Raw genomic sequence first — 26,152 nt, forward strand, 5'->3', positions numbered from 1 at the left:
ACGGCGTCCGGTGAAGCGTGTCCGTGGGGCCGGCTCAGCCGCCGGTGCGGTTCCCCGCGACGCCTCGCACCGTGTGCACCGCCGCGTCGATCTCCGAGAGGATGCGGCGCGCATGAACCAGGAACGCCTCGCCCGTGGGGAGCAGGCGCATGCCACGGCCCGTCCGCTCGAACAGCGGCGCGCCGAGCTCGTCCTCGAGCGCGAGGATGTGTCGGCTGAGTGGAGGCTGCGTCAGGTGCAGCCGCCGCGCGGCTCGGCCCACGTGGCATTCCTCGGCCACGGCGACGAAGGACTGGATGTGCGTGAGGCTCACGACGCGAAGTCTACCTCGGTCCCCAGCGCCGGTACACGCGGGCCGCTGTCATGCCGAAACAGCATTGGACGCAGTGCCGGAGTGAACGCCACCTTGTCCGCCATGACGATTCCCCTGTTCAAGGGCTCGGACGTGGAGCGCCTGCGCCGAGCAAGCCAGGCGGCCGCCGGCACGCTGGCCCATGTTGCTTCGCGCCTCGCCCCCGGCATTACAACGGCGGACATCGACGCGTGGGTTCGCGAGGACACGGCGCGCCGGGGCGGCAAGCCGAGCCAACTGGGCTTCCATGGCTTCCCCGCCACCGTCTGCACCAGCCGAAATCAGGTGGTGTGCCACGGCATCCCCCGCCCGGACGAGCACCTCGCCCCGGGCGACATCATCAACGTGGACGTGACGACGTTCCTGGACGGCTTCCACGGGGACACCTCGGCCACGTTCCTCATCGGCGAGGTGTCGGCGGAGGCCCTGCACGTGGTGGACGTGGCGCGCCGGTGCAGGGACGCGGGCATCGCGGTGGTACGTCATGGCGCGAAGCTGGGCGACATCGGCGCCGCCATCGAAGAGCTCGCCCGCAAGGAGGGCTGCAGCGTGGTGGAGGAGTTCGGCGGCCACGGCATCGGCCACCAGATGCACGGGCCGCCCATCGTGCCCCACACCGGGAAGCGAGGCACGGGCATCAAGCTGCGCTCGGGCATGGTCCTCACCATCGAGCCCATGGTGAATCTGGGCCGCCCGGGAATCCGCCTGATGCCGGACGGCTGGACGGTGGTGACGGAGGACGGGCGTCTCTCCGCCCAGTTCGAGCACACCCTCCTCGTCACCGGTGACGGCTGCGAGGTGCTCACCCGGCGGGAGCTGCCACTCCACATCCCCGTGCCCGGCGCGGTGCGCCCGGAGGGCGGGCAGGCAGCCGTGCCTGCCGTGGCTCAGTGAGGTGCCTACCCTTCAACGTCGAAGCCAGGAGGGCGGGCGATGAAGAGAGAGATGTTGCTGCACGAGCTGCACCCCGCGGTGGTCCACGTGCCGCTGGCGCTGCTGCCCACGGCGGCGGTGGCGGACCTCATCGCCGTGGCGACGGGCGACCGGGCCTGGGCGAAGGTGGCTCGGCGGGTGTGGGTGGCGGGCACGCTGGGCGGCGTGTTCGCGGGAGTCGCGGGCCTGGCCGCCAGCCAGGAGGTGCGGATGGATTCGCCGCGCGCCCGGGACATGACCTTCCTGCACGGCGCGGGCAACACCGTCATCCTGATGGGCGCGATGGGCGTGACGGCCTGGCGGCTGAAGCGCGAGCCCACCGTCCTCTCCACGGTGCTGGGGCTGGCCGCGTGCGGACTGGCGCTCTACACGGCGTCGCTCGGCGGGAGAATGGTCTACGAGCTGGGCGTGGGCATCAACCCCATGCCCGAGGACTCGCCGCAGGGCACGCTGAAGAGTCCTCCGCTGCTGTCGGAGCGGGCGCCCGGGGTGTTGGTGAAGGACGCGCTCCAGGGCGTGAAGTGGCTGGTGTCGCGAGCCCGCGAGCTGCTCACCGGCACACGGCCACTGGCTCCCGGCGCCGAGGGCCTCCGCTCCAGCGAGGACGCCACCCTGCCGCTTCCTCTCGACGCGTCCTCCTTCTCGGGACGTGCGATGCCGCAGGCGTAGGCCCGAGAGCCGCGTGCTCGGGAATGGGACAGTGTGTTCCCACTTCCGGGCAGGTCTGCTGGACGTCCGGGATGGCTCGCCGCCGTCCCATTGAGGCGCGCGACGTCGTCCTGAAGCGGTGGCCGTGGCACTCTTGTTGCTCACGTCCGTGAGACGCCTCCCAGGCCCTCGCGGGCCTGACCGCCCGCTCGCTTCAGCCCCTCCATCGAATGACCTCACTCCTCCAGGAACTCCGGTTCGCGGTCCGTTCGATGTTTCGCGAGAAGGTGTTCACCGCGGTCGTCGTCACCACGCTGGCGCTCTCCATCGGAGCGACCACGTCCGTCTTCAGCGTCGTGTACCAGGTGCTCTGGCGGCCCCTGCCGTACCCGGAGGCGTCGCAGCTCTACCGGCTCTTCCAGACCACCACGCCGGGCGCGGGCGCGGGGCCCCACCGCGACAGGACGCGAGTCACCCGCCCCGTGTGGAACGCCTGGCGCGAGGGCGCGCACGGCTTCTCCCGCATCGAAGGCTTCAAGGGCGAAAGGCAGGTCCTCAGCGGAACGGAGTCCGATGACCGACTGACGGTGGGGCGCGCCTCCGCCGGGCTCCTGCCGATGCTCGGAGTGCAGCCCTCGCTGGGGCGGCTCTGGGGGGCGGCGCTGGAGGTACCGGGGCGGGATGGCGAGGCCGTGCTCTCGCATTCGCTGTGGCAGCGGCTGTACGGGGCGGACCCGGGTGTCCTCGGGCGGAGCATCGTCCTGGACGACCGGGTCCACACCATCATTGGCGTCCTGCCCGCGAGCTTCCAGTTCGAGCCGGAGGTGGAGGTCTGGAAGCCGCTGGCGCTCGACCCGACGACGGAGCAGGGCAGCGCGTTGCGAGTCTTCGGGCGGCTCCAGCCGGGCGTCACTGCCGAGCAGGGGCGCTCCGAGCTCGTCCAGCTCGCCCTGGGCGCCGAGCGCGTTCCGGGTGTGGTGGTCACCGGAATGAGCCTGGAGCCGCTCCACCAGCTCTGGGTGGAGCAATCCCAGACGCAGTTGCAGGTGGTGAGCGCGGTGGCGGCGCTGCTGCTGCTGCTCGGGTGCGCCAACCTCGCCAATCTGCTGCTGGCGCGGGGCAGCTCGCGCATGCACGAGATGTCGGTGCGCCTCGCGCTCGGTGCGAGTCGGATGCAGCTGGCGCGGATGGTCCTCGTGGAGAGCGGAGTCCGGGCGGTGCTCGGGGGCGGCCTCGGCCTGCTCATCGCGCTCTGGGGAAGGGACCTGCTGGGCACGCTCATTCCGCCGCAGCTCATGTCCGGGCCGGGCGTCGAGCCCTTCGTCCTGGTGACGGCCTCGGTGGTGTCCGTCGCGGCGGCGGTGCTGGTGGGCCTGCTGCCGGCGCTCCACGTCTCGCGGGGGCCGGGGGCACCTGCCCCCATGGCGCGGGGCACGCGCGTCACGTCGATGGGCTTCACCCGCTCCGTGCTCGTCGTCGTGCAGCTGTCACTGGCGATGGTGCCGCTGGTGGGCGCGGGGCTGATGCTGCGCACGGTGTGGAAGCTCCAGAACGTTCCCCTCGGCTTCGAGGCGCGCGGCGTGACGGTGGCGGAGGTGTTCCTGCCGCTGGAGAAGTACGCGGGAGAAGACGCCGCGGCCTCCGTCGCGCGGAACCTCGTTGGCCACCTCGAGTCGATTCCCGGGGTGCAGGCGGTGGGCCTCACGGGCAACCTGCCCTTCTCGGGAAGCGTCTGGCGGCAGACCACGGGCGTCCACGTCATGGGGGAGGCCGCCTCCACCGAGGCGTCGGCCCAGGCCGGGTACGTGCCCGTCACCGGAGGATACTTCCCGGCGCTCGGAATCCCGCTGAAGGAGGGGCGCTACCCGGACGCGAGGGACACGGCCTCCAGCCCGCGCGTGGTGGTCGTCACCGAGGCCTTTGCCCGCCGCTTCCTTCCGGGCCGGAGCGCCGTCGGCGCGCGTCTCGAGCTGGACGTGGTGGATGACGGCTCGCGAAAGGTCCACGAGGTCGTGGGCGTCGTCGGGGACGTGCCGATGGAGCGGCTGTCCACGGTGCCCTCGGGCGATGTCTATGTGCCCCTGGCCCAGGACCTGCGCCACAACCTGAGCGTCGCGGTGAAGTCCACGCTGCCCGCCGGTCAGCTCATGCCCCTGCTGCACCAGCGGCTGCGCGCGACGGACGCCAGCCTTCGCATGGTGAAGGTCCGCCCGTTGGAGACGGTGGTGGAGGAGAGCTACGCACAGGTGCGCGTGGTGGGAGGGTTGCTCGGCGCCTTCGCGGTGCTGGCGATGGTGCTGGCCGCGGTGGGCCTCTACGGCATCCTCGCCTTCTGGGTGGCGCAGCGCACCCGCGAGCTGGGGATTCGGAGTGCCCTGGGCGCGACGCCGCGTCGCCTGCTTCGCATGGTCATCGGGCAGGGGCTGCGGCTCACGGGGATGGGGCTCGCGGTGGGGCTCGTGGGGGCGGCGCTGATGGCGCGGGCGCTCGCGGCGATGCTCTACGGTGTGTCCACGTACGACCCGCTCATCTTCCTCGGTGCTCCCGCCGCGCTGCTGCTCACCGCGCTCGTGGCGAGCTGGCTCCCGGCGGCCTCCGCCATGCGTGTGGCGCCGAACGAGGCGCTCAAGCGAGAGGGCTGAGGGCCGCCCTCCACGGAGCCGGCGTCGAAGTGTTCACCCCGGGGCGCTCGGCGTCGTGGGGAGTGTCCTCGCGGACCATGCACTTCACGCGGCAGAAGGCCCGGCCCCTGGGGCCGAGGTGACACGAGCCCTCTGGTGGGTGGCCACTTCCCGTGACGCGCCTCTGGAGGCTCCTCGTGACCCGTGCGCGTCACTCGACGGAGCCCTCGTCTTCTGGGAGGTTTGAAGTCACGGAGAAATGGAGCTAGAGCTGCATGGCAGCGACCGGGGGACGCATGCGCGCACGGGTGGACATGGCGGGGATGGGTGGCGTGGTGCTGGGCATCCTGCTGCTCGCGGCCGGAGTCCCGCTGCTGGTGCCCCGCTGGGTGCTGGAGGATGCGTCGGTCGCCGTGCCCCCGTCGGTGGCGCCCGCCGTGGCCCGGAGTGACGCGTCGCCCGCTCCTGCCGTCACGAAGGATGCGCCCGGTCCCCGGCTCCAGGTGGAGCTCGCCACGGGAAGCCAGGGCACGGTGGTGGAGGTGGCTCGCGCCCGGGCCGCGTCGCCCGCGCTGGCCCGGTTCGCGGCGCTGGTGCCGCTGACTCCGGATGAAGAGGCGCTGCTTCGCGAGGAGTCGGTGGACGATGTGGCGGCGCTCGTGGCTCGCACGGAGCGGGCCTTCATGGACGCGACGCCCGAGACTCGCGCGGAGAAGGAGCGGCGCTACCTGGCCGCGCTGAATCTGGCCGCGAAGCTGGTGGCGCCTCCCGAGCCCTCCGCCACGGACGCCCGCGCGCGGGAGGTGGATGCGCGCTACCAGCAGGCGCTCGCGGCGGAGCGGGTGAAGTGGAAGGACCTGTCTGTCGAGGAGCAGGCGCGCCAGCAGGAAGTCTTCAAGGAGTGGTTCTTCGGCCGGGAGGAGTCGCGATGAAGGCGTACCTGAGAGTGCTCCAAGCGCTGGTGCTGCTCATGCCGGTGATGGCGATGGCCGGGCCCCATTACGTGGCCTCGCGCGACTGGGGCAGCTTCATCTGGCTGAGCACGTACCTGGACGCCGGCCAGACGTACACCTTCGAGACGCGGGACTTGACGGGCACGTCGCCGGACACGGTGCTGCACGTGCTGCGCGACAGGAGCGGCTGGAGCCAGGTGGCGGTAGGGGACGACTGCGCGGGGGCGACGCGCTCGTGTGTGACGTTCGTTGCGCCGGACTCGGGCTACTACCGCGTCTGGGTGCGCGCCTACGCGGATGGGCGCGGCGGCACGGCGAGCCTGTACCGCAACGGCACGCTGCTGCTGGCCAACCAGCCGTTCGGCGGTGTGCCCGTGGCCTTCTCGTGGAAGGCGAAGGAGACCTTCCGCGCCAACTCCACGACGCCCAATGCTGGAGACCACCTCATCTTCCTGCTGCGCTCCAACACGGAGTTCCTTCAGCTCGATGACGACAGCGGGCCCAAGGCCTACCCGCGCGTCGTGGCGACGAGCACGCAGAACGCCGGAGCCCAGCGCGTGGTGGTGGGCCGCTACCCGGGCAGCACGGGCACGGCGAGCTTCGTCCATGACGAGGAGCTGTGGTCCACGGTGTTCGACGACAACGACTCGGATGAGGATGGTCTCTCGGACGCGCTGGAGCCGGTGGTGGGGACGAACCCGGAGGAGGTGGACTCGGACGGTGACATGGTGCCGGACGCGCTGGAGCTGTTCGGCAACGACGGCTTCTCCTTCTCCGAGTGGGGGAGTCCCACGACGAGGGACATCTATGTAGAGGTGGACTGGATGCAGCACCCGACGAACCCGTACCTGACGCGGCAGCCGTACGCGGCGCTGGTGGCGGACGCGGCGGCGGTGTTCGCCCAGGACTCCGGAGTGCGGCTGCACGCGTTCATCGACGGGACGCTGCCCTGGTACGAGGTGGTCTGCTACGGCGCATGCAGCGGCGGGGTGGACTTCTACTCGCTGAAGGGGAGCTCGTTCTCCACGTCGAACCCGGAGCGGAGGCCGTACTTCCATTACGTGATGTGGGCCTACAAGCACACCAGCAGCACGTCGTGCTCGTCGGGCCGGGCGGAGATGCTGGGCAACGACGTCATCATCAGCATGGGGTGCTGGAGCAGCCCGAGCGCCGGAGAGCAGCGCGGCACCTTCATCCACGAGCTGGGACACAACCTGGCGCTGGACCACAACGGCAACGACGTGGCGAACCAGTACAGCGTCGTGCACGACAGCGTGATGAACTACCGCTACCAGCTCACGGGGGTGAGCAACTCGGGGTGGTACTCGTATTCGCGCGGGAGCAACGGGTGCGCGTCGTGCGGTACGTCGCCGAAGGCGGCGTGCGCCGCGTGCCGTGACGGCTTCCTGGGGTGTAGCTATCCCGGGTGCGGTGCGTGTGATTGCGATGTGAATGAGTGGGGCTCGCTGGCGCTGGACTTCTTGGATGATGGTGACGCGGACGACGGCACGGGCCCGGTGAAGGGACGCACGCTGCTGGCGCGCTACGCTCCGGACGACAAGGGCGGGTCGGCACGGTTCCAGCCCTTCGTGCCGCACGTGGAGCGGCCGGCGGAGGCACGGCGCGAGGCGGTGCGCCACAAGCGGGAGCGCCTGCTGTTGCGAGGACAGGTGGAGGGGAGGGACTTCCACGTGTCGGCGGACGGCACGGTGCTGTACGCCGAGTGTCCGTGAGGCTCGGGGCCTTCCTGCTGGTGCTGTTCTTCTCGGGGTGTCGGGCGCGCTCCGAGGTCACGACTTCGGACGCGGGCCCAACGGTGTCGCAACCGCCTGCGATGGAGCGGACACCGCCTGCCGTGTCCGCCATGCCGGAGGCGGTCTCCTCGTCGGCTCCCGCGGTGGCTGCGCCCGTCCCCACGGAGACTCCCGCCAACAAGACGGTGGGCCCCTGTGACGAGGTCTGGCGCGCAGCGCAGGTGGACGTGGCCTTCAAGGAGGAACCGGAGGACGCGGCCGGACAGCGCACGGGCCCACGGCTGGAGCGGCGCTTCATGGTGGCGCGGCAGCTTCAGGGCGCGTACCGCCATCAGGACCAGTGGGCCTCGGTGCTGGAGTACGAGACGGACACGGTGCGAGGAGGAGTGAGCTACAGCCTCACGGTGCCGGACGTGCTCGCGGACCTGAAGGGGCGCACGGTGGCGTGGGTGAGCCACCGCGAGCCGGCGGGGTGTCTCTCCAGTGACGGTGAGGAGCCCGTGCTGCTCGCGGGCGACACGCTGCGAGACGAGAAGGGACGGCTGTTGCTGCTCACGGTGCCGAGCGCGCCCACGACGCCAGGAGGCGAGGTGTTTTTACCAGCGGGCCTCGTCCCGGAGCTGAAGGTCCGCTGGGAGGAGACGGGCTGTGCGGCGGGGCAGGGCGCTCGCACCCGAGGCGTCCGGCTGCGCTTGAAGGATGCAAAGACCCGGGGCGCAATGTCCGCGCGCGTTGGCGAGACGGTGCCGCTGACGCTGAATGGCATTCGCTACGAAGTCCGCGTGGCTCGTGCGAGGGCGGATATTTCAGGCCACTGCGGACAGGCCGTGTTCACGCTGTTCCGCGAAGGGATGCGCGAGCAGCGACCTGCGGAATGAGGACGCTGGGGTTTGACGCCGATGTGAACCTTCCGGGCTGTCTGGCTGCCGGTGTTCGCCGTGTCCTGGCTCGCCTGTTCAACCGTCACACCGCCCGCTCTACCAGCAGAAGTGGGGCGGAGCCGAGGCGGTAAGTGACCTGATTGGCCGAAGCGCTCCTCTCTAGGAGCCTTTCCAGAGAGCGTCCCGAAGAGAGATTAGGCTTCCCACCCGGCGAGCCCAATGGGAGGCGGTCCATGCAGGTCCCGAAAGAGGAGAGCGTCGAGCGCGCGCGGCGCCGCTGGTTGTGGGCGGTGTCGCTGGTGGCCCTCGCTGCCTCCTGCCTCGCGGTCCTCGCGGTAGCCCCCTTCTCACCCTACTGCGTCAAGCGCGGCGCGGGCCTGAGTTGGCGCGTGGGGAGGTATTGGACCGAGACCGGCCCCGGGGGCACCCTGCGGATGTGTTTCACCGGCAGTGCCGGGCTGGCCGACTTCGACCTCGAACTCGACCGGGATGACGATGGCCGCTTCGATCTTCGGGCGGTGGGCATGTCCCGCTTGCACCCTGCGCCCAGGCAGTGCCTCGAGCGCGAGGGCCTCGGCTGGCGGGAACTCCCGCCCCAGGACTGCGTCCGGGCCTTGAGCTTCGAGGACGCGCCGGACGCGGGGCCAGGCGAGCACTGACAAGGGAGCGGCCTGCCGCGCCGGACGAGCCCATCTTCGACGCCGCCTCCCTGCCCACCCGCTGCGCCTTCCAGAGGGCAGGCGAGCACTGTCCTTCGTCACGGCATCACATCCGCGCGGCGCCCACTCGACCGAGATGGGAGGTCTGCCCGATGCCCGTCGAACCCGCCAGCTCGCCGCGCCACGAAGAGGTCGTCCCGTTCCTCGCGGGTGATGGGCGAGCACTCAACCTCATCCACATTCACGGAGAACAGGAGGCACCCAAGGGACCGGTGGTCCTCGTGCACGGTGCCGGAGTCCGCGCCAACATCTTCCGTGCCCCCGTCCGACAAACGCTGGTCGATGCCCTCATCGACGACGGCTACGACGTGTGGCTGGAGAACTGGCGCGCGAGCATCGACGTGGAGCCCAGCGAGTGGACGCTCGACCAGGCGGCCGTCCATGACCACCCCGCCGCCATCCGCACCGTGGTGAGCAGGACGGGCCACGACACCGTCAAGGCCATCATCCATTGCCAGGGCTCCACCAGCTTCGCCATGTCCGCCGTCGCCGGCCTGCTGCCCCAGGTGCCCCTCATCATCACCAACGCCGTGTCACTGCACCCGGTGGTGTCCCACGCCGCGGAGCTGAAGCTGAAGTTCGCCGTCCCTCCCGTGGCCCGGCTCACCGACTACCTGGACCCCCAGTGGAGCTTCGGCGCTCCCACGCTGACGGCCAAAGCCCTCAACCTGCTCGTCCGCGCCATCCACCACGAGTGCGACAACCTCGTCTGCCGCTGGTCCAGCTTCACCTACGGCGTCGGCTTCCCCGTGCTCTGGCGTCACGAGAACCTCAACCCCGAGACGCACGACTGGCTCCAGCACGAGTTCGCCAAGGTCCCCCTCACCTTCTTCCTGCAGATGGGCCAGTGCGTGCGCGCCGGGCACCTGCTGCCCGTGGAGGACTTCCCCTCGCTCGACGAGGACCTCGCCGAGCGCGAGCCCCAGACGGACGCGCGTTGGGTCTTCCTCGCTGGCGCGGAGAACCACTGCTTCCTGCCGGAAAGCCAGCGCCGCAGCTTCGAGCATCTGGAGCGCTTCCGCCCCGGCTACCACTCGCTGCACGTCGTCCCCGACTACGGCCACCTGGACATGTTCATGGGCCAGGACGCCTCCCGCGATGTCTTCCCCCTCATCCTCGCCGAGCTCGACAAGCCGGTGTGATGGAGCCCCGCCATGTTCCGCCAGCCCAAACGCATCGACACGTCCACCGGCCGCTTCTCGCGCGTCGACGGCATTCCCTATGAGCTGCCCATCAACTCGAAGGACTCGCCGGCCCTGATGGCCGCCTTCCCCATCGACGCGGAGAAGGCAGCCCGGCTGCTTCCCGGCGACGAGTTGCACCCGCTGCGCATCAGCCGCAAGAAGGGCGTGTTGATGATTACCGTCATCGACTACCGCACCACCGACATCGGCGCGTACATCGAGTTCAGCGTCGCCATCGCCTGCACCTTCGGGCCCCGCCGTGCACTCCCGCTGCTGCCAGTCCTGTTCCAGAAGAAGTACGGGCTGGGGCAGTACGTCGTGGACCTGCCGGTGAACACCGAGGTCTCCGTCAAGGGAGGCAAGGGCATCTGGGGCATGCCCAAGCACCTGGGCAACCTGGACTTCCGCATCGAGGACGGCACGGTGAGCAGCCGCTACGACGAGGGCGGCAAGTTGGCGGTGCGCATCGAAATCGAGCGCCCGAAGCGCGCGTGGCTGCCCCTGCGCATGGCGGCGGCCAACTACTGCGCGTTCCGCGGCATGTTGATGAAGAGCTACATCTACTTCCGGGGGAAGCTCGGCTTCCGGCTGGGACGGCGCGCCCGGGCGCGGCTCGAGCTGGGCGACCACCCGCGAGTGCAGCCGCTGAAGGACCTGGGAATCTCGCCCCAGCCCCTGTTCACCGGCTTCTTCCCCAAGACGAGTGGCGTGCTCGACGACCACTTCGAGTCGTGGTTCCTCAGCCAGCCCGCGCTGCCCGCCGACACGTACCCCGAGGGCCTGGAGAGCGTCTTCCACCTGGGCCAGAGCCAGACGCCCATGCCGCCCCCGGGCGAGGCACCCGCGCAGGAGTCGCGCACCGCGCCCGAGGGCGAGCTGCTCACCATGGAGCAGGAACTGGTGGAAGAGGTCACCCATCCGCACGCGTCCGAGCAGGAGGCGCATCCATGAGCGTTCGCTGGCTCCAGGCCCATGAGCGGCAGTGGCGCTGGGTCATCCAGGCCATCGCGTGGGTCACCATCGTCAGCGGCGCGGGGATGATTGTCATGCCCGGCACGCTGCTCGCGCTCCTCGACGCCGGGACGGACCTGACCAGCCGTCACACCTTCGGCATCGAAGGCATGTTCATGGTGCTGTTCGGGAGCCTGCTGCTCCATGGCATGAAGTCCCCGCGCGAGAATGGCGCGGCCGTGCTCTGGGCCGGCGTGCAGAAGGTGGCCGCCTTCGGTGCCGTGTCGCTGGGCGTGCTGCGCGGCGTCTTCTCGCCGCTCGCGCTCACCGTGGCCGTCTTCGACCTGTTGTCCGGCGTGGTGGTGCTGGGCTACCTCGCCTTCCTGCGCCGTGAGCAGCAGGCCTCCGTGGCCGGCCGCCCGGGGACGCTCACCGCGAGCGGGGCCGTGACGGAGCCGCTCGGGATGAGCGCGCCCGGAGTGGGTGTGCCTCCTTCCGGGCGACCCCGGCCGATGCCGGTGGTGCCCGGCGCTTCGGTGGCGGATGCATCCATCACTGAAGCGCGACCGCCGGAGGATGCACGGCCGCTGCCGCCATTCACCGCGAGCGGACGGAAGCGCTCGCTCATCCTCGCGGGCGGCGGCATGCGCGTGGCGTGGCAGGCCGGCGTCCTGCGCGCGCTCTCGGACGCGGGGCTCACCTTCCAGCATGGCGACGGCACGTCGGGCGGCATCATCAACCTGGCGATGCTGCTGTCCGGCCTGTCTCCGAAGGAGATGTGTGACAGGTGGCGGACGCTCCGGGTGAAGGACTTCGTGTCCTTCGTCTCGCCGGAGAAGTACCTGCGCGCCTGGAAGATGGAGGCCATGGGCGACGCGGACGGCATCGTCCAGCACGTCTTCCCGCACCTGGGCATCGACGTGGAGGCCATCCGCGCGCACGAAGGAATGGAGGGCACGTTCAACGTCTGCGAGTTCACCCGGAAGACGAACGAGGTCATCCCCCACACGCAGGTGGACCGGGATTTGCTCGTGGCGGGCATCTCCCTGCCCATCTTCATGCCGCCCGTGCGAAGGGCTGGCGCCATCTACACGGACTCGGTGTGGATTCAGGACGCCAACCTGCTGGAGGCCGTGCGCCGGGGCGCGGACGAGCTGTGGGTGCTGTGGTGCATCGGCAACACGCCCGCGTACGAGCGCGGCGTCTTCCGTCAGTACGTCCACATGATTGAGATGAGCGCCAACGGCGCCCTCTTCGCCCAGCTGGCGCAGATAGATGACCTCAACGCGCGCATCCGCGCGGGCGAGGTGGTGATGGGGCACCGCGAGCCCATCTCCGTCCACCTCATCAAGCCCGAGCGCCCGCTGCCGCTGGACCCGGACTTCTACGCGGGGCACATCACCGCCGCCTCGCTCATCGACATGGGTTACTCGGACGCCTGTCGCTACCTCGCGGTGGCCGGCGACCGGGGCCTTCCCCTCACCCCGGAGATGACGCAGATGACCGAACCCGCTCCCGACCTGACCTTCCGCGAAACCATGTCCGGCCCCCTGGCCCTCGGCGTCACCGACCCCGTGGCCGGCGCACACCAGGGCAAGGACTCGGCCTTCACCATGCACTGCACCATCAGCGTGGACGACATGGACGCCTTCATCAGCGATGCCACCCACGCCGCCCGCCTGGTGGCCCACGTCAGCTACCCGCCCTTCGGCGAGGACCTCCCCGTGCGCCAGGGGTACTTCAACCTCTTCCGCTCCGGCGATGACCCGAACACGCGCCTGATGACGTACGGCCTGCGCTTCGACGCCAACGGGAAGGAGTACTACCTGGAGGGCACGAAGACCATCCACGACGACCGTGGACCCGACTTGTGGAAGGACACCACGCGCCTGTACTCGCAGCTCCACGAGGGCCCGGACGCACGCGGCCCCGTGGTGGGCGCTGGCGTGCTGAAGCTCGGCGTGGGGCAGCTGCTCAAGCTCATCTCCAGCATGCGCTCGGCCCGCGAGGGCACCGAGGGGCTCAGGGCCGTGGGCCGCTTCGGCAGGCTCTTCCTGGGCACCCTCTGGGACCTCTACGCGCCGCGCGCGCGGAAGGAGGAGCCCGAGCGGGCCCCCGAGGGCGCGGAGCGCGGGCAGGAGCCGACGGCGAACGTGTGAGGAGGGGACATCATGGACGCTGGCAATGCGCACTACGACGTCATCATCGTGGGCTCCGGCTTCGGCGGCTCGGTGATGGCCTACCGGCTGGCGGAGGCCGGCCTGCGGGTCTGCGTGCTGGAGCGGGGCAAGGCGTATCCGCCCGGCTCCTTCCCACGCAGCCCCTATGCGATGCGCCACAACTTCTGGGACCCGAGCCAGGGCATGTACGGCATGTTCAACCTCTGGTCCTTCCGGGGCCTGGGCGGCGTGGTGTCCTCCGGGCTGGGCGGAGGCTCGCTCATCTACGCCAACGTGCTGCTGCGCAAGGACGAGAAGACCTTCGTCCACGAAGACCTGCGCGACGGCGGCTATGAGTCCTGGCCCGTCACCCGCGAGGATCTGGACCCGCACTACGACGTCGTGGAGCGGATGATGAACGCCCAGCGCTATCCGCTGGAGCACGCGCCCTACGCGTCCACCGCCAAGACGCTCGCCATGAAGCTCGCCGCCGAGCGGCTGGGCCGGGGCGCGGACTGGCAGTTGCCTCCGCTGGCCGTCACCTTCGGCAACCCCGGGGAGACGCCGGTGCCGGGTGAGCCCATCCGCGAAGAGCACCCCAACCTCCATGGCCGCACGCGCACCACGTGCCGGCTGTGCGGGGAGTGTGACATCGGCTGCAACTACGGCAGCAAGAACACGCTCGACTACACGTACCTCTCCGCCGCGAAACGCCACGGCGCCGAGCTGCGCACGCTCGCCGAGGTGAAGGAGTTCTGGCCCGGCGAGCACGGCGGCTACGTCGTGCAGTACGTGGACCACTCGGACGCGCGAGAGGGCGAGCCGCGCGAGGTCTCCTCCGAGCTGCTGCCCCGCACGACGCTCACCGCGGACCGGCTGGTGCTGTCCGCGGGCACCTTCGGCACCGCCTATCTGATGCTGAAGAACCGGCGGCACTTCCCGGCCCTCAGCGCCCGGCTCGGCACGGGCTTCTGCGGCAACGGGGACCTGCTCGGCTTCCTGCTCCGGTGCAGGGACAGCAGCTCCGGCACGCCACTGCCGCGCGTGCTGGACGGGGGACGGGGGCCCGTCATCACCAGCGCCCTCCACTTCCGGGGCGAGGAGGAGGGTGGCACCGGGCGCGGCTACTACGTGGAGGACGCCGGCTTCCCGGAGTTCTTCAACTGGCTGTACGAGGGCGCCCACCAGATTTCGCTCCTCAAGCGCAGCGCGCGCCTGGCGGGCCGCATCGCCAAGGGCTGGCTGGGGCTCTCCCGCGACTCGGACGTCAGCGAGGAGATTGCGCAGGTCCTGGGCGACTGCACCGGCTCGGCCACGTCCCTGCCGCTGCTCGCCATGGGCCGCGACATCCCCGACGGGCACATGCGCCTGACGGACAACGGGATGCTGGACATCGACTGGCGGGTGAAGGGCTCCAGCGAGTACTTCCGCCGCGTGCGCGAGTCCATGCGCGAAATCGCCGACGCGCTGGAGGGGAAGATGGTGCAGAACCCGCTGGGCTACCTGAGCCGCGTCATCACCGTGCACCCGCTCGGAGGCTGCCCCATGGGCCACTCGCCCGAGGAGGGTGTCGTGGATGCCACCGGCGAGGCCTACGGACACCCCGGGCTCTACGTGGCGGACGGCTCCGTCATGCCCGGGCCCACCGGGCCCAACCCCAGCCTCACCATCGCCGCGCTCGCGGACCGCTTCGCCGAGCACCTCCTCGCCGGGCGCTCACGCCCCGTGTCCACCCCCACCCCCGCGCCCCAGGAAGCGGAGGCCTCCGTGTGAGTCCCGGGCCATGCCCCCAGTGAAGCCTGTTATTTTCAGTATTGTTGCTTTCTCGTGATTCGAGACAGAGTGCGGCCCCTACCTTGGAGGGGAGTCAGCTTTGTCCACACGTGCAGGTCTCGCTCGCGGGCTATGTCTCGCGATGTTGCTATGGGGTGCAGGGGCGTTTGCCCAGGGCACCTCGGTCATCACCGGAACCATCTCCAACGCGGCGGACCAGAAGTCGCTCGCGGACGCCGTGGTGACGGCCACGTCTCCGAAGCTGCAGGGTGAGCGGACCGCCGTCTCGGACGGAAGCGGCCTGTACCGGCTCCCCCAGCTGCCGCCGGGCACGTACACCCTGCGCGTGGAGCGCGAGGGCTATGAGCCCTTCGTGCGCTCCGACGTCGTCCTGCGGCTGGACCGCACGGTGCGCGTCAACATCCAGCTGCTGCCCAGCTCGCTGGGCGAGGAGATTTCCATCACCGCCACGCCGCCCACCATCGACGTGGGCAGCAACACCGCGGGCCTGAGCGTGGACGCGGACTTCATCCGCAACATCGCCGTCATCCGCCCGGGCACCAAGGGCTCCGCGTCGCGCTCCTTCGAGTCGCTGGCGGAGCTGGCGCCGGGCGCCACGGAGGACCGCTATGGCGTGAGCGTGAGCGGCAGCTCTTCGCCGGAGAGCCAGTACGTGGTGGACGGCCTGTCCGTGAATGACCCGGGCGTGGGCACGCTGGGCACGCCGCTGTCGGTGGAGTTCGTCCAGGAGGTCAACGTCATCACCGGTGGCTACATGCCCGAGTACGGCCGCTCCACCGGCGGCGTGCTCAACGTCGTCACCAAGTCCGGCTCCAACGAGTTCCACGGCTCCGTCTTCGGCACCATGGCGCCGGGCGCCTTCCAGCGCTCGGGCACGGAAATCCGCCAGGAGGGCAGCGTCGTCTCCGCCACGGGCAGCCCGTGGAACCAGGGCGACTTCGGCTTCGACCTGAGTGGTCCCATCCTCAAGGACAAGCTCTGGTTCTACGTGGGCGTGGCGCCGTCCTTCAACCGCATCCGCGTGGACCGGCAGTTCAGCAAGCTGGAGTACTGCGACGAGGCGGACCCGGCGAACGGCTGCGCGTCCGTGGGCGCGCGCCGCAAGGACCCGACCACCGGCTTCGGTCAGGTGACGCCGATTGAGGGCAGCCAGGTCAGCCGCTTCGCGGACGAGCGCAGCGTGCAGTACATCAGCAAGCTGACGTACCTCTTCAACCCGAACCACAACCTGTCGGTGTCCGTCTTCGGCACGCCGCGCTCCTCCGGCGGCGACGGCAGGTACTCCTTCAGCCGCGACGGAGACCCCGAGGTGTGCGTGGGCCTGTCGTGCACCGGCTTCGTCCAGGGCACCTACGAGTCCATCGCCACGCGGCGCTCCAACAGCGTCATGGACATCGTCGCGAAGCAGCAGTCGTCGTTCTTCGACAAGAAGTTCCTCGTGGACGCCACCCTGGGCTGGCACCACCAGGCCGACTCCACCCTGCCGTCGGATGGCTCGGCGCTGGGCTCCAGCGAGGGTCTGGCCGGGCAGTCCAACCTGGCCTGGCGCCGCACGCGTACCCCGCACTCCATCACCGAGTTCGAGTCGCTGCCCGACCCGTCCGTCTGCGGCGCCACGCCCGCGGAGCAGTCGCGCAACTGCCCCGTCACCGCGTATTCCACTGGCGGCCCCAACACCATCAGCGAGGCGGAGCTGGACCGCGTGCAGGGCAAGGTGATGGGCACGTACCTGGCGCAGGCGTTCGGCCACCACATCTTCAAGGCCGGCTTCGACGCGGAGCGCGCGAGCTTCCACCTCAACCGCGCGCGCACGGGCCGCACCCCCTGGCAGGAGTGCACCAGCGGCAACTGCTGGTTCAGCCTCAACGAGTACGGCTACCTGTCCGGGCCGGACACCCCGGTGTTCCTCGCCAGCAAGGAGGGCACGTCCACGTCGGTGACGGTGGGCGGCTTCGTGCAGGACAGCTGGTCCGTGCTGGACAAGGTGACGGTCAACGTGGGCCTGCGCTACGACGTGCAGACCATCTGGGGCCTGGATGACCAGGTGGGCCTGCACCTGCCCAACCAGTGGTCGCCGCGCATTGGCGCCATCTACGACTTCACCCAGCAGGGGCGCTCCAAGCTGTTCGTCAACTTCGCGCGCTTCTACGAGAACGTGCCCCTGGACATGGCGGACCTGTCCTTCCCGCAGCAGCAGCTCCTGTCCGCCACCTACACCGCGCCGGCGTGCAACCCGAGCGACCGCAACTCGCTGCTGACGGGCTGCACCGCGGCCAACCGCCAGCGCCTGGGCAACGCCAACGAGGGCCCCAACCAGACCTGGGATGCCCAGGGTGGCGACCGCGTGCCGGTGGACCCGAACATCCGCGCGCAGTCCGCGGACGAGTTCATGGCGGGCGCGGAGTACGACCTGCTGCTGGGCCGCGTCGGCCTGGCGTACACCCGGCGCGTCCTCAATGACGTCATCGAGGACATGAGCCGGGATGACGGCAACACGTTCTTCCTGGGCAACCCGGGCAAGGGCTTCTCGTCCGACTTCCCGGAGGCCCGCCGCCACTACGACGCGGTGAACCTGTACTACCAGAAGGCGTTCTCCAACGGCTGGCTGGCCCAGGCCAGCTACACGTGGTCCAAGCTGCGCGGCAACTACTCCGGCCTGTTCCGCGCGGACACCGGGCAGCTGTCGCCCAACCTGACGCGCGACTTCGACCTGCTGTCGCTCACCACCAACCGCGACGGCCCGCTGCCCGGCGACCGCACGCATTCCTTCAAGGCCTTCGGCGCGCGCGAGTTCGTGCTGAGCAACACCACCAGCTTCAACGTGGGTGGAGGCTACCGGAGCCGCTCGGGCACTCCGCTCAACTACCTGGGCCTGCACCCGCGCCGCAGCGGCGCGGAGACGTTCATCCTCCCGCGTGGCAGCGCCGGCCGGCTGCCCTGGGTGCACAACGTCGACTCCCACGTGGGCATCAGCCAGAAGCTGTCGAAGGACTACACGCTGAGCGTGTCCATGGACGTGTTCAACCTCTTCAACTTCCAGCAGTACACCAACGTGGACCAGACGCTGGCGCTCAACCGCGTGTACGCCATCGAGCAGAACGGCACCACGGCGGACGTGTCGGCGTGCCTCGATGCGCTCAACCCCGCCTGCCGCATCGTCCCCATCTCGGACACCGAGTACACGGTGCTCCCGGACGGGACGAAGCTCGCGCGCATCCGCGCGTCCGACATCAACCCCAACTTCAAGCGCCCCACGGCGTACCAGGCGCCGCGCTCCATCCGCTTCGGCGCGAAGCTGAGCTTCTAGCCCCGCTCCCCAGAGGACACTTCCAATGAAACTTCGACTGATGGGATTGAGCGTGGGCGTGGCGACGGCCGCCGTGGCCGTATTCGCGTGCGGCGTGGACGAGCCGGAGCCCCAGTGCGTGGTGGCGCGCGCGAGCATCGACGGCTCCACCGGCTCCTTCGCGGCGACGTACACCCTGAAGCCCGGACAGAATCCGGACCAGCAGTGCGCACGGCTCAAGCCCGAGCGCGTGGGGCTGCAGAAGTACTTCAGTGAGACGCCGAGCTCGGCGGACAGCGTCGCCGTGCGCAGCGCCCGGCTGGGCAAGCTGGGGCGGGACTTCGCGGCCACGCGGCCGGACCCGGACCCCACGCACGCGACGTACTCGGTGGGCGCGTTCGCCAGCGAGGCGCCGGGGCCGGACAACTTCTGCAACGTGCCCACGCTGACGGCCGCGCGGCTGGACGTGCCCGCCACGGCACCGGGCCTGCCCGACGGCGGGGCGCAGCCGGATGGCGGCCCGCCCGGCCAGGCGGCGCAGAGCTTCACGTACGAGTGGTCCAACCTGCGCATCTACAACTCGCCGGGGACTCCGGGCACGCAGTTCACCGCGGAGCTGCGCTACACGGAGAACGGCTGCACCGCGGAGTACAGCGCCAAGGGCATCTGGCCCGTGGTGACGTGCGGCTTGAGCGACGGCGGCGTCAACGAGGCGGCGTGCGACCCGTACGCGGACTACGACGCGGGGCGGCTGCGCGGCTCGGGCATCAACCCCGTCTTCCCCGTCAAGTGCGACCCGGACGCGCTCATCTGCGTGCTCACGGGGGAGGTGCCTTCGGAACAGCAGCAGCCGTGACACGGATGCGGTGAGTTCGTCAACGGGCCCGGTGGAGACTTCGCGCTCCGCCGGGCCCGTGCGCGCTTCCTGACCCATCTCGACTTTTCAAACGCGGGACGCTACATGGTCGCGGCGCTTCAGCGAGCGCATCGGCGGCCACGGTCCTGCGCATGCTTTCGGTTCCCTTCTTCGGCACCGCCACGGAGCTCAGTCGCTTCACGCACCGCCCGGGCACGTCCGTCGTCCTGGTGGGCACGGGCGGCACGGAGAGCGCCTTCCCGCAGGACCTGGCGGAGCGCATCTTCGCGTGGTCCTCGGACGTGAAGCTGGCGTCCGCCAGTCCCGAGGCGCTCGCGCGCGTCTCGGGGGACGCGATTCAGCCCGGTGACGTGTTCATCTTCGCGGATGGCAAGCTGAGCTGGCGGAGTGAGCCGGCGCTGAACCTGGACTCACACGCGCTGGCGTCGCAGGCCGTGTCGCTGTTCATCAGTGCGCTGTCGCAGCAGGGCTACGTGCGGCTCAAGCAGCGCGAGCGCAACGACGCCATCTTCACGCGCGTGAAGCTCATCGCGATGGAGCGGCTGCTGAAGAACCGGGCGAAGCGGGCCTCGCGTGCGAAGGCCGGGCCGGAGCCGGTGCCGGTGGAGGACCCGTACGCGCTGCTGGGGCTGACGCCGGGGGCTTCCTTCGAGGAGGCGCGCGCGGCCCGCAACGCGCTGCTCTTGCAGTACCACCCGGACAAGGTGGCGGGGCTGGGGCCGAAGCTGCGCGAGGTGGCCGAGGCGGAGACGAAGCGCATCAACGCGGCGTTCGCGAGCCTGACGGCGCCGGTGCGCGCGGGGCGGGGACAGCGGGAGTAGGCGCTCTAGCGCGTGTGCAGCTCGCGGAAGGTGAGGCCGTCCAGCTCCAGGTGCTGCACGGCGTTCATGAACCGCTCGGTGCCGACAATCATCGTGGCGAAGTTTCCCACGCGGAAGAGGTCCAGGTCCGTGGGCAGGGAGGCGGCGTCGAGGATGGGGCTGTCCGGCCATTTGAATGCGTGCCGGCCACAGGTGGCGCACGGTGGAGGAACATCCGGTGGAATGCAGTCCGGGTGCAGCCGGCCGTGGGGCTCAATCTGGAGTTCTAGCAGCTCCGGCGGGTTCTTCTGACGGAACCGCAGCTCCGTCCGACAGCCCAGCAGCCCCCGGACGCCCGCTGCCTGGATGCGCTCCAACACGGCTCGGTGCACGAGGAGCTTCAGCCCCCCCACCCAGGCGATGGGGCCAAACTCCCCATGGGCACGGCCCACCAGCGGGCCGAAGCCCGTACCGGGTGGCAGCTCCGCATTCCGGGGTGCCAGGGGGCGCACCAGCTCGCGCAGGCGTGCGAACTCGGGGAAGGGCTCGGGCCTGGCCTTCTCGAAGTCTCCGCGCTCTGGCAACTGCGACAGGTCGACGCACGGGTACTCGTGGCCCGCATCGGTCCAGGTGGCGCCGCAGGTGTGGCACCTCACGCCTGGCAGCCCCAGCTTGTGCCACGCGTTGACTACCCCGCCATGCTTCGCTGCCGCCGCCTGGTCCTCGTCCAGCAAGAAGTACCTGCTCATCGAACCTCACGCTCCCGGACGGGAATGGTAGGGCTGAACAGGGCCACCGATGAGTTCGAAGCGGTGGATGAGTTCCCCTGCATGCTTGTAGATATCCTCGGGGGTGGCTCCGCGGTTCGTCTTCATGAAGTCCCGCCAGGCCTGGTTCCACGGCCCGCCACGCCCGTCGTTCCCGTGAATCCTCCGGTGGAGGGCACGCGGAATCGGCATGGTGTAGTCGTGAATCTTGATGCCTCGCCCAGCGAACCACAGCGAGAACTCCTCGGCCCGGGGTAAGATGTGGTGCTTCTCCCAATGTCCGGGCGTGAGCTGGCGTGACGGCGGGATGAGCCTGTCATGGGCGCCGTTCCAGTTGGGGAACACCATGACGGCGCCTTTCGGCAGGTGCTGCGCACCTCCCCAATTCCTCTGGGGACCCATGCCCGGTGCCGCGGCCGCAGCGGGCGGACGCGAAGGCGGGAAGCGTGCCAGCTCGACTTCTCCGGGCAGGTCTTCGCAGCGGTAGAAGCCGCAGGCGTCACCCAGGCAGAGCAGGGTGACGCACTGGTCGTCCCCTGGCTCGTCGCACTCCAGCTCCGCCGAATCCCGGACCTGCTGCATGGGTGGTCTGGCGGCGGTGGCGCAGCCCAGCCAGGACACGGCGGAGATCAAGACAGCGAACGCGAGGAACAGGCGCATGGCCCGCGAAAGTTAGCGGAAATGGCTCCAGCCACGGTGGCCCATGCGCACGGGGCACCTGTGTGTGAACTCGCACGTTCGGGACACACCGTGCTTGGACGGCCTACCTTTGAGGTGCGCCTGCCACTGCAACCGGGTTACCGGAAGCAGCAGGCAGGAATAGACGCCCCACGAAGGGAGTCAGGCCCTCCAGGGTGGGGGCCGGCGGGCCGCGCAGGGCCTGCTGGCCGGGCTGCCGTGGGTGTGCCTCCGGTGCCCGGGACGTCAGGCGACGGAGGCGAGCGAGGGACCGTCCCGTCCTCCGCCGAGGCTGCGTCTCACCTGCGCCAGGAAGCGCGACAGGTCACCTTCCTTGGGCAGGAAGACTTCCCCGCGCGGAGCGAGCATGGCGTGCTCGCTGCTGTGCAGGATGAGCGGCGTGTTTCGCAAGCGCTCGTCGGCACGCAGGCGGTGACACAGCTCCAGCCCGGTCATCCGCGGCATGCATACGTCGGTGATGATGAGGTCGGGCCGCAGCACCAGGGCCTGCTCCAGCCCCTCCTGGCCGTCATGGGCGACGGTGACCGCGTAGCCCAGCTCCTCGAGGGCCCACGTGTAGATGTCGAGGAGGTCCGCGTCGTCGTCGATGAGGAGAACCCTGGACTGGAAGTTCATGCTGCGCCTCACTCTGGTGATGGGCGACCGTGCGCCCCGTCCTATATCGACAGGGCCTCCAGGGCGAGAATGTGAACGGCGGGTCCGGAAAGGGCGTCGGGAGAAGGGAGACGCTGGAGCAGGCAGGCGGAGCGGCGCGAGGCACCTTCCGTGCGCTGTTTCAGCGGAACAGGGGCGGCACGGGGAGCGCCGCGAGCGTGGCGGCGAGGTCCCCGCGCTGCTGGTGGAATGCGCGCAGGAAGTCATGTGCCGCCCGGTGGGCCTCCGGCAGCATGGGCGGAGGGGCCGTCGGCGGCGCGCCCCAGGTGGGGCGGGTGAGCACGGCGAGGAAGGGCCGCACGTCGTGCGTGCCCAGCAGCAGACGGATGGGACCCGGTCCGTGCAACACCCGGTGCCGCCGTCCGTCATGCCCGCGCTGGAGGGTCCGGGACATGGCGCAGGCGCGCTTGAGGTAATCGTTGAAGGCCCGCTGGCCTCCGGGCAGCAGCAGCAACCGACGCAGGAGCGTCGCGAGCAAGCCGCGGTCGAGCTCCAGGGCACGCCACCGTCGCTGGAGCCGCCACGCCCGCTGGCGTGCCTCGCGAAGCTCCCGTTCCGCGGTGCTCTCGAAGTGCGTGTCCCAGCTCAGGTGGCTCAGCGCGTGCTCGCCGATGAGGCCCTCGGGGAGGGCGCCTCGCACGTGCGACAGGCGTACATCACGCGGCAGGTCCGCGGTGACGGCGCGGGCCCAGCGCTGGAAGGGGTTGACCTTGTCCCGCGCACGGCGCCCCCACACGACGCGGCGCATCTTGCGCGTGGAGTCCGCGTCGAGGTCCGGACAGTCGTCCGCGAGCTCGGGGTCGTGTTCGAGCTGGTTCATGCGGCCGCGGACGGCATGCCGGGTGCTCCGGCTGATGGCCGCGCGCGCCTGGCGAGCCCCCTTTCGTCCGGTGGAGGGCAGCAGGCTCCGGGCCATCTCGTATGCTTTGTCGTCGCCGTGGACCAAGGGAACCCCCCGTTTCTCCGCGAAGGACGCCAGGGGCTCCGCTTCCTGACGCGGGGCCCGAGCCGTGTTTTCGTGCGACACGAGGCCGGTGGAGCCGTTCCTCTTGCGCGCACCCCGCGCCCATCCCCCATGACCCCCAAGCACCTGCTGCCCCTGTCCCTGTTCGTCCTCGCCGCGTGTGGCGGCGGCTCCAAGCCTGCTCCGGAGCCCACGCCGGACCCGACGCCCGCCAGCTGCGACGCCACGGGCCTGTCCGTGACGCTGCTTTCCCCCACGGGCCCGGTGACGACGCGGGGCGTGGTGCCGGTGGCGCTCGCCATCTCCGGGCAGGTGGACCGGGTGGACCTGATGCGCGACGGCCTGGTGCTGGCGACGCTGACCGCGCCGTACACCTTCGAGTGGGACACTGCGTCCGTGGCCGAGGGCACCTACCAGCTCCTGGGCCGCGCCACCTGCGGCACGACGCGAGTCACCAGCGCCATCCAGCCGGTGGTGGTGGACCGGACGCCGCCCTCCCTCACCGAGCGCTCACCCGCGCCCGGCGCGGAGGTCGCCGCGGGCGGCGCCATCCGGCTGGACTTCTCCGAGCCCCTGCTGCCCTCCAGCGTCACCGCGGACTCCCTCGCGCTGAAGGTGGACGGACAGCACGTGGAGGCGAGCGTCGCCCTGTCCCCGGACGGACGCACGCTGACGCTGACGCCGGCACAGCCCCTGGTGGCCCCGGCGAGCGCCGAGGTGACGCTGACGGACGCGCTGACGGACGGCGTGGGCAACGCGGTGGTGCCTCCCGCGCCGTGGACGTTCTCGGTGCCGCGCTGGCTGGACGCCCAGGGGGCCGTGACGCTCGCGGCGGCCAACGAGCGCTTCGCTCAGCCTCCCATCCTCCAGCTCGACACCGCGGGCCGGCCCGCGCTGGTCTTCCGTGTCGCGAGCGGGCCCACGGGCGCCTACGCGGCGCGGACCTCGCGCTGGACGGGCAGCGCGTGGACGCCCCTGGTGGACAGCGGGGGCTCCGGCTCGCTCGCCGTCGCCTTCGCCATGGGGAAGGAGGACCGCATCATGCTCTCGGACCTCCGCGATGTCGGGGGCTGGCGCCTCGACCTCGAGTACCACACGCCCCGGCGGACTCCGGCGAGCGACTTCATCTTCAACTGCGAGTCCCCCGTCGCGGCGGTGGGGCCCCGGGGCCTGGGCGTGGTCGCCGCCGCCTACGCCATCAGCCGGGTTCCTCCATTCGTCATCCTCGTCGAGGGCTTTGGCGACAACGGACAGGTCGAGTTCCCCGACCTGCCGGGCGCGCACGAAGACGAGGACCAGCGTCTTCCCGCGCTCGCCATGGATGCGGAGGACCGTCCCGTGGTGGCCTGGCTGGATGAGCGCGGCGCCATCGCCGTGGCTCGCTGGAAGGGCACGTTCTGGGAGTTGCTGGGCACCCGTCTTCCGACGCAGGGCCTCAGTGGCGAGCCCACCCTGCGTGTCGACGCGCAGGGGCGGTTCGTCCTGGCCTGGCGCGAGGTGGAGGGCAGCGAGAGCCGGGTGCGTCTGCACCGCTTCACCACCGGCGACTGGTCCGCGATGGCGTCTCCGTCCGGAGTGGCCCCGCCGCCCGCCGCCGCGCCCTCGCTTGCGATGGACCTGGATGCCGAGGGCAACCCCGTGCTGGCCTGGACGGAGGCTGGCTCGCCCGCGAAGGTGAGGGTGATGCGCTATTCCGGCTCCGGGTGGACGTCGCTCGACGAGGTGTCGCGCGCGGGCGTGGACGTCCTCGTGGGACGGGGAGGGCTGGAATTGGATGGCCGGGGGCAGCCGGTGCTGGCCACGGCGGTGCGCGCGGCGGAGGTGTCGGACGTGCGGGTCTGGCGCGTCAACCGCCTGGAGCCGTAGTCGCCGGGTGGAGGGCACTTCGCCCGCGCGGCGCTTGCCTCGGGTCTCCGCTCCTCCGAGGCTGTGCCCATGCTTGCAAGGACGTTGCTTCGAAGGTGCTTCGCCTGGGCCCTGGTGGCCACCGCCCTCACGGGCTGCTCCGTGGCCCGGGTGAACCTGGCTCCGCCCACTGGAGATGAAGTGACGCTGCTGGTGCCCGGCTACCGCGGCAGCTTTCTCTTCACGGAGGGGCCGGAGCCCGAGCGTGCGTGGTTCTCGCCGGGGGACGTCGTCACTCGTGGGGAGCGCTCGCTCGCGCTGCCGTTTCCGGGACAGCGCCCCGCGTCCCGCTTCGGTCCCCTGGTGCCGGACGGGCCGATGACGAAGCTCACGCTCATCCCGCTGCTCGCGTCCATCGACGTGTATCGCCCGGTGATGGAGTTCGGCCGCGAGCGGCTCCCGGGCTTCTCCGCGTTCGGCTACGACTGGCGGCGCGATGTGCGCGAGAGCGCGGGGAAGCTGTGTGCGCGCATCGAGCAACTCGTGGCCGAGGGCGGGGGACGGCGCAAGGTGAACCTCGTGGTGCACAGCATGGGCGGGCTGGTCGCGCTGCACTGCTTGCTGCACGGAGGCTCGGAGCCGGGCACGCAGCCGTGGGCGGGCGCCGCGCACGTGCAGCGCGTGGTGTTCGTGGGCACGCCCTTCCGGGGCTCTCCGGGCATCTTCGACGACCTGCTCGAAGGCACCGCCACCGGACGGAACACGGCGCTGCTCCGCCCCGAGGCCCTCTTCACCTTCGCGTCCTCCTTCCAGTTGCTGCCGTGGCGGGGCGACTTCTTCGTGGACGCGGCGGGCGCGCCCGTCGCCCTGGATGCCTTCGCGCCGGAGCAGTGGTGGCAGCGGGGCTGGAGTGTCTTCGAGGAGGCCGCGCTGCGCGAGGACATGGCCTACCGCGAGCAGCTCGCCCGCATGTTGGAGGCCCGTCGCGCGCTCGCCGACGCGCTGGCGCCGCGCGAAGGACTGCCGCCGCCTCCCTTCCAGACGCTCGTCGTCGTCGGCACGGGGCGGCCCACCACGAGCGGCTACCGGATGAAGGACGGCGTGCTGGACGTGGATGACGAGGCGAAGGCCGACGGGGACGGCGCCGTGCTCGCCACGAGCGCCGTGCCCGCGCTGCCCCTGCCGTTCGAGCGCCTGGACAGCCGCGCCGAACACGTGGCGCTGATGTCCGATGACGAGGTGCTCCGCGCCATCGCGCGGTTCCTCGGACATCCCGTGCCGTGACGGCGCGCCCTCTTCACGGCCGGGGTG

The 26,152-nt window shown here is 70.4% G+C and carries 21 protein-coding genes; 16 read left to right on the forward strand and 5 right to left on the reverse strand.

Translation table 11 applies throughout. The features are described from left to right. Positions 1-34: 34 nt before the first annotated feature. A complete protein-coding gene (locus OV427_RS26955; RefSeq protein WP_267859046.1) occupies positions 35-313 on the reverse strand; it encodes a LysR family transcriptional regulator in 279 nt (92 codons plus the stop codon). Between the two features lie 102 nt (positions 314-415). Between OV427_RS26955 and map the strand changes: the two genes are divergently transcribed. The 14 genes from map to OV427_RS27025 all read left to right on the forward strand — a co-directional run bounded on the left by map (position 416) and on the right by OV427_RS27025 (position 19,933). Continuing rightward, complete coding sequence (map, locus tag OV427_RS26960) at positions 416-1,246, forward strand: type I methionyl aminopeptidase (RefSeq protein WP_267859047.1); 831 nt, start codon at positions 416-418, stop codon at positions 1,244-1,246. A 39-nt stretch (positions 1,247-1,285) separates the two neighbouring features. Continuing rightward, positions 1,286-1,954, forward strand: coding sequence for a DUF2231 domain-containing protein (locus OV427_RS26965; RefSeq protein WP_267859048.1), 669 nt, complete (start codon positions 1,286-1,288; stop codon positions 1,952-1,954). A 209-nt stretch (positions 1,955-2,163) separates the two neighbouring features. Next, positions 2,164-4,575: an ABC transporter permease gene (locus tag OV427_RS26970; RefSeq protein ID WP_267859049.1), complete on the forward strand. Its 2,412-nt coding sequence runs from the start codon at positions 2,164-2,166 to the stop codon at positions 4,573-4,575. Positions 4,576-4,829: 254 nt separating this feature from the next. Next, on the forward strand, positions 4,830-5,486 hold the full coding sequence (locus OV427_RS26975) for a hypothetical protein (RefSeq protein ID WP_267859050.1): 657 nt from the start codon (positions 4,830-4,832) through the stop codon (positions 5,484-5,486). Next, positions 5,483-7,240 carry a hypothetical protein gene (locus tag OV427_RS26980; RefSeq protein ID WP_267859051.1) on the forward strand — a complete coding sequence of 586 codons (1,758 nt, stop codon included), beginning with the start codon at positions 5,483-5,485 and terminating at the stop codon, positions 7,238-7,240. The genes OV427_RS26975 and OV427_RS26980 overlap by 4 nt, the downstream gene beginning before the upstream one ends. 131 nt (positions 7,241-7,371) lie before the next feature. Next, a complete protein-coding gene (locus OV427_RS26985) occupies positions 7,372-8,139 on the forward strand; it encodes a hypothetical protein (RefSeq protein WP_267863482.1) in 768 nt (255 codons plus the stop codon). Between the two features lie 236 nt (positions 8,140-8,375). Then, positions 8,376-8,801, forward strand: a complete 426-nt coding sequence (locus OV427_RS26990) for a hypothetical protein (RefSeq protein ID WP_267859052.1) — start codon at positions 8,376-8,378, stop codon at positions 8,799-8,801. Positions 8,802-8,953: 152 nt separating this feature from the next. Continuing rightward, the gene (locus OV427_RS26995; protein ID WP_267859053.1) at positions 8,954-10,003 is read left to right on the forward strand and encodes an esterase; all 1,050 of its coding nucleotides are present in this window, start codon (positions 8,954-8,956) and stop codon (positions 10,001-10,003) included. Between the two features lie 12 nt (positions 10,004-10,015). Next, entirely contained in the window at positions 10,016-10,996 is a 981-nt protein-coding gene (locus OV427_RS27000; protein ID WP_267859054.1) for an acetoacetate decarboxylase family protein, read from the forward strand. Further along, positions 10,993-13,155 carry a patatin-like phospholipase family protein gene (locus tag OV427_RS27005; RefSeq protein ID WP_267859055.1) on the forward strand — a complete coding sequence of 721 codons (2,163 nt, stop codon included), beginning with the start codon at positions 10,993-10,995 and terminating at the stop codon, positions 13,153-13,155. Before OV427_RS27000 ends, OV427_RS27005 begins: the two co-directional genes overlap by 4 nt. A 12-nt stretch (positions 13,156-13,167) precedes the next feature. Next, the gene (locus tag OV427_RS27010) at positions 13,168-14,928 is read left to right on the forward strand and encodes a GMC oxidoreductase (RefSeq protein WP_267859056.1); all 1,761 of its coding nucleotides are present in this window, start codon (positions 13,168-13,170) and stop codon (positions 14,926-14,928) included. A 142-nt stretch (positions 14,929-15,070) separates the two neighbouring features. Beyond that, on the forward strand, positions 15,071-18,256 hold the full coding sequence (locus OV427_RS27015; protein WP_267859057.1) for a TonB-dependent receptor: 3,186 nt from the start codon (positions 15,071-15,073) through the stop codon (positions 18,254-18,256). A gap of 25 nt (positions 18,257-18,281) precedes the next feature. Further along, complete coding sequence (locus OV427_RS27020; RefSeq protein ID WP_267859058.1) at positions 18,282-19,091, forward strand: hypothetical protein; 810 nt, start codon at positions 18,282-18,284, stop codon at positions 19,089-19,091. Between the two features lie 152 nt (positions 19,092-19,243). After that, complete coding sequence (locus tag OV427_RS27025) at positions 19,244-19,933, forward strand: J domain-containing protein (RefSeq protein WP_267859059.1); 690 nt, start codon at positions 19,244-19,246, stop codon at positions 19,931-19,933. Between the two features lie 5 nt (positions 19,934-19,938). Here the strand turns inward: OV427_RS27025 and OV427_RS27030 are convergent, their stop codons facing one another. The 4 genes from OV427_RS27030 to OV427_RS27045 form a co-directional block, all read right to left on the reverse strand. Beyond that, positions 19,939-20,661, reverse strand: coding sequence for a double-CXXCG motif protein (locus OV427_RS27030; RefSeq protein WP_267859060.1), 723 nt, complete (start codon positions 20,659-20,661; stop codon positions 19,939-19,941). A 6-nt stretch (positions 20,662-20,667) separates the two neighbouring features. Further along, complete coding sequence (locus OV427_RS27035) at positions 20,668-21,339, reverse strand: TIGR02269 family lipoprotein (protein ID WP_267859061.1); 672 nt, start codon at positions 21,337-21,339, stop codon at positions 20,668-20,670. A gap of 264 nt (positions 21,340-21,603) precedes the next feature. Continuing rightward, positions 21,604-21,993: a response regulator gene (locus OV427_RS27040; RefSeq protein WP_267859062.1), complete on the reverse strand. Its 390-nt coding sequence runs from the start codon at positions 21,991-21,993 to the stop codon at positions 21,604-21,606. A gap of 160 nt (positions 21,994-22,153) precedes the next feature. Continuing rightward, entirely contained in the window at positions 22,154-22,852 is a 699-nt protein-coding gene (locus OV427_RS27045; protein ID WP_267859063.1) for a hypothetical protein, read from the reverse strand. Between the two features lie 255 nt (positions 22,853-23,107). On the opposite strand from OV427_RS27045, the gene OV427_RS27050 reads away from it, so the two are divergent. Both OV427_RS27050 and OV427_RS27055 read left to right on the forward strand, forming a co-directional pair. Beyond that, entirely contained in the window at positions 23,108-24,862 is a 1,755-nt protein-coding gene (locus tag OV427_RS27050; protein WP_267859064.1) for an Ig-like domain-containing protein, read from the forward strand. Between the two features lie 69 nt (positions 24,863-24,931). Then, positions 24,932-26,125 (forward strand): lipase/acyltransferase domain-containing protein, encoded by a 1,194-nt coding sequence (locus tag OV427_RS27055; RefSeq protein WP_267859065.1) that lies wholly within the window; start codon positions 24,932-24,934, stop codon positions 26,123-26,125. Positions 26,126-26,152 lie beyond the last annotated feature (27 nt).

This window comes from Pyxidicoccus sp. MSG2 (assembly GCF_026626705.1).
Taxonomy (GTDB): Bacteria; Myxococcota; Myxococcia; order Myxococcales; family Myxococcaceae; genus Myxococcus.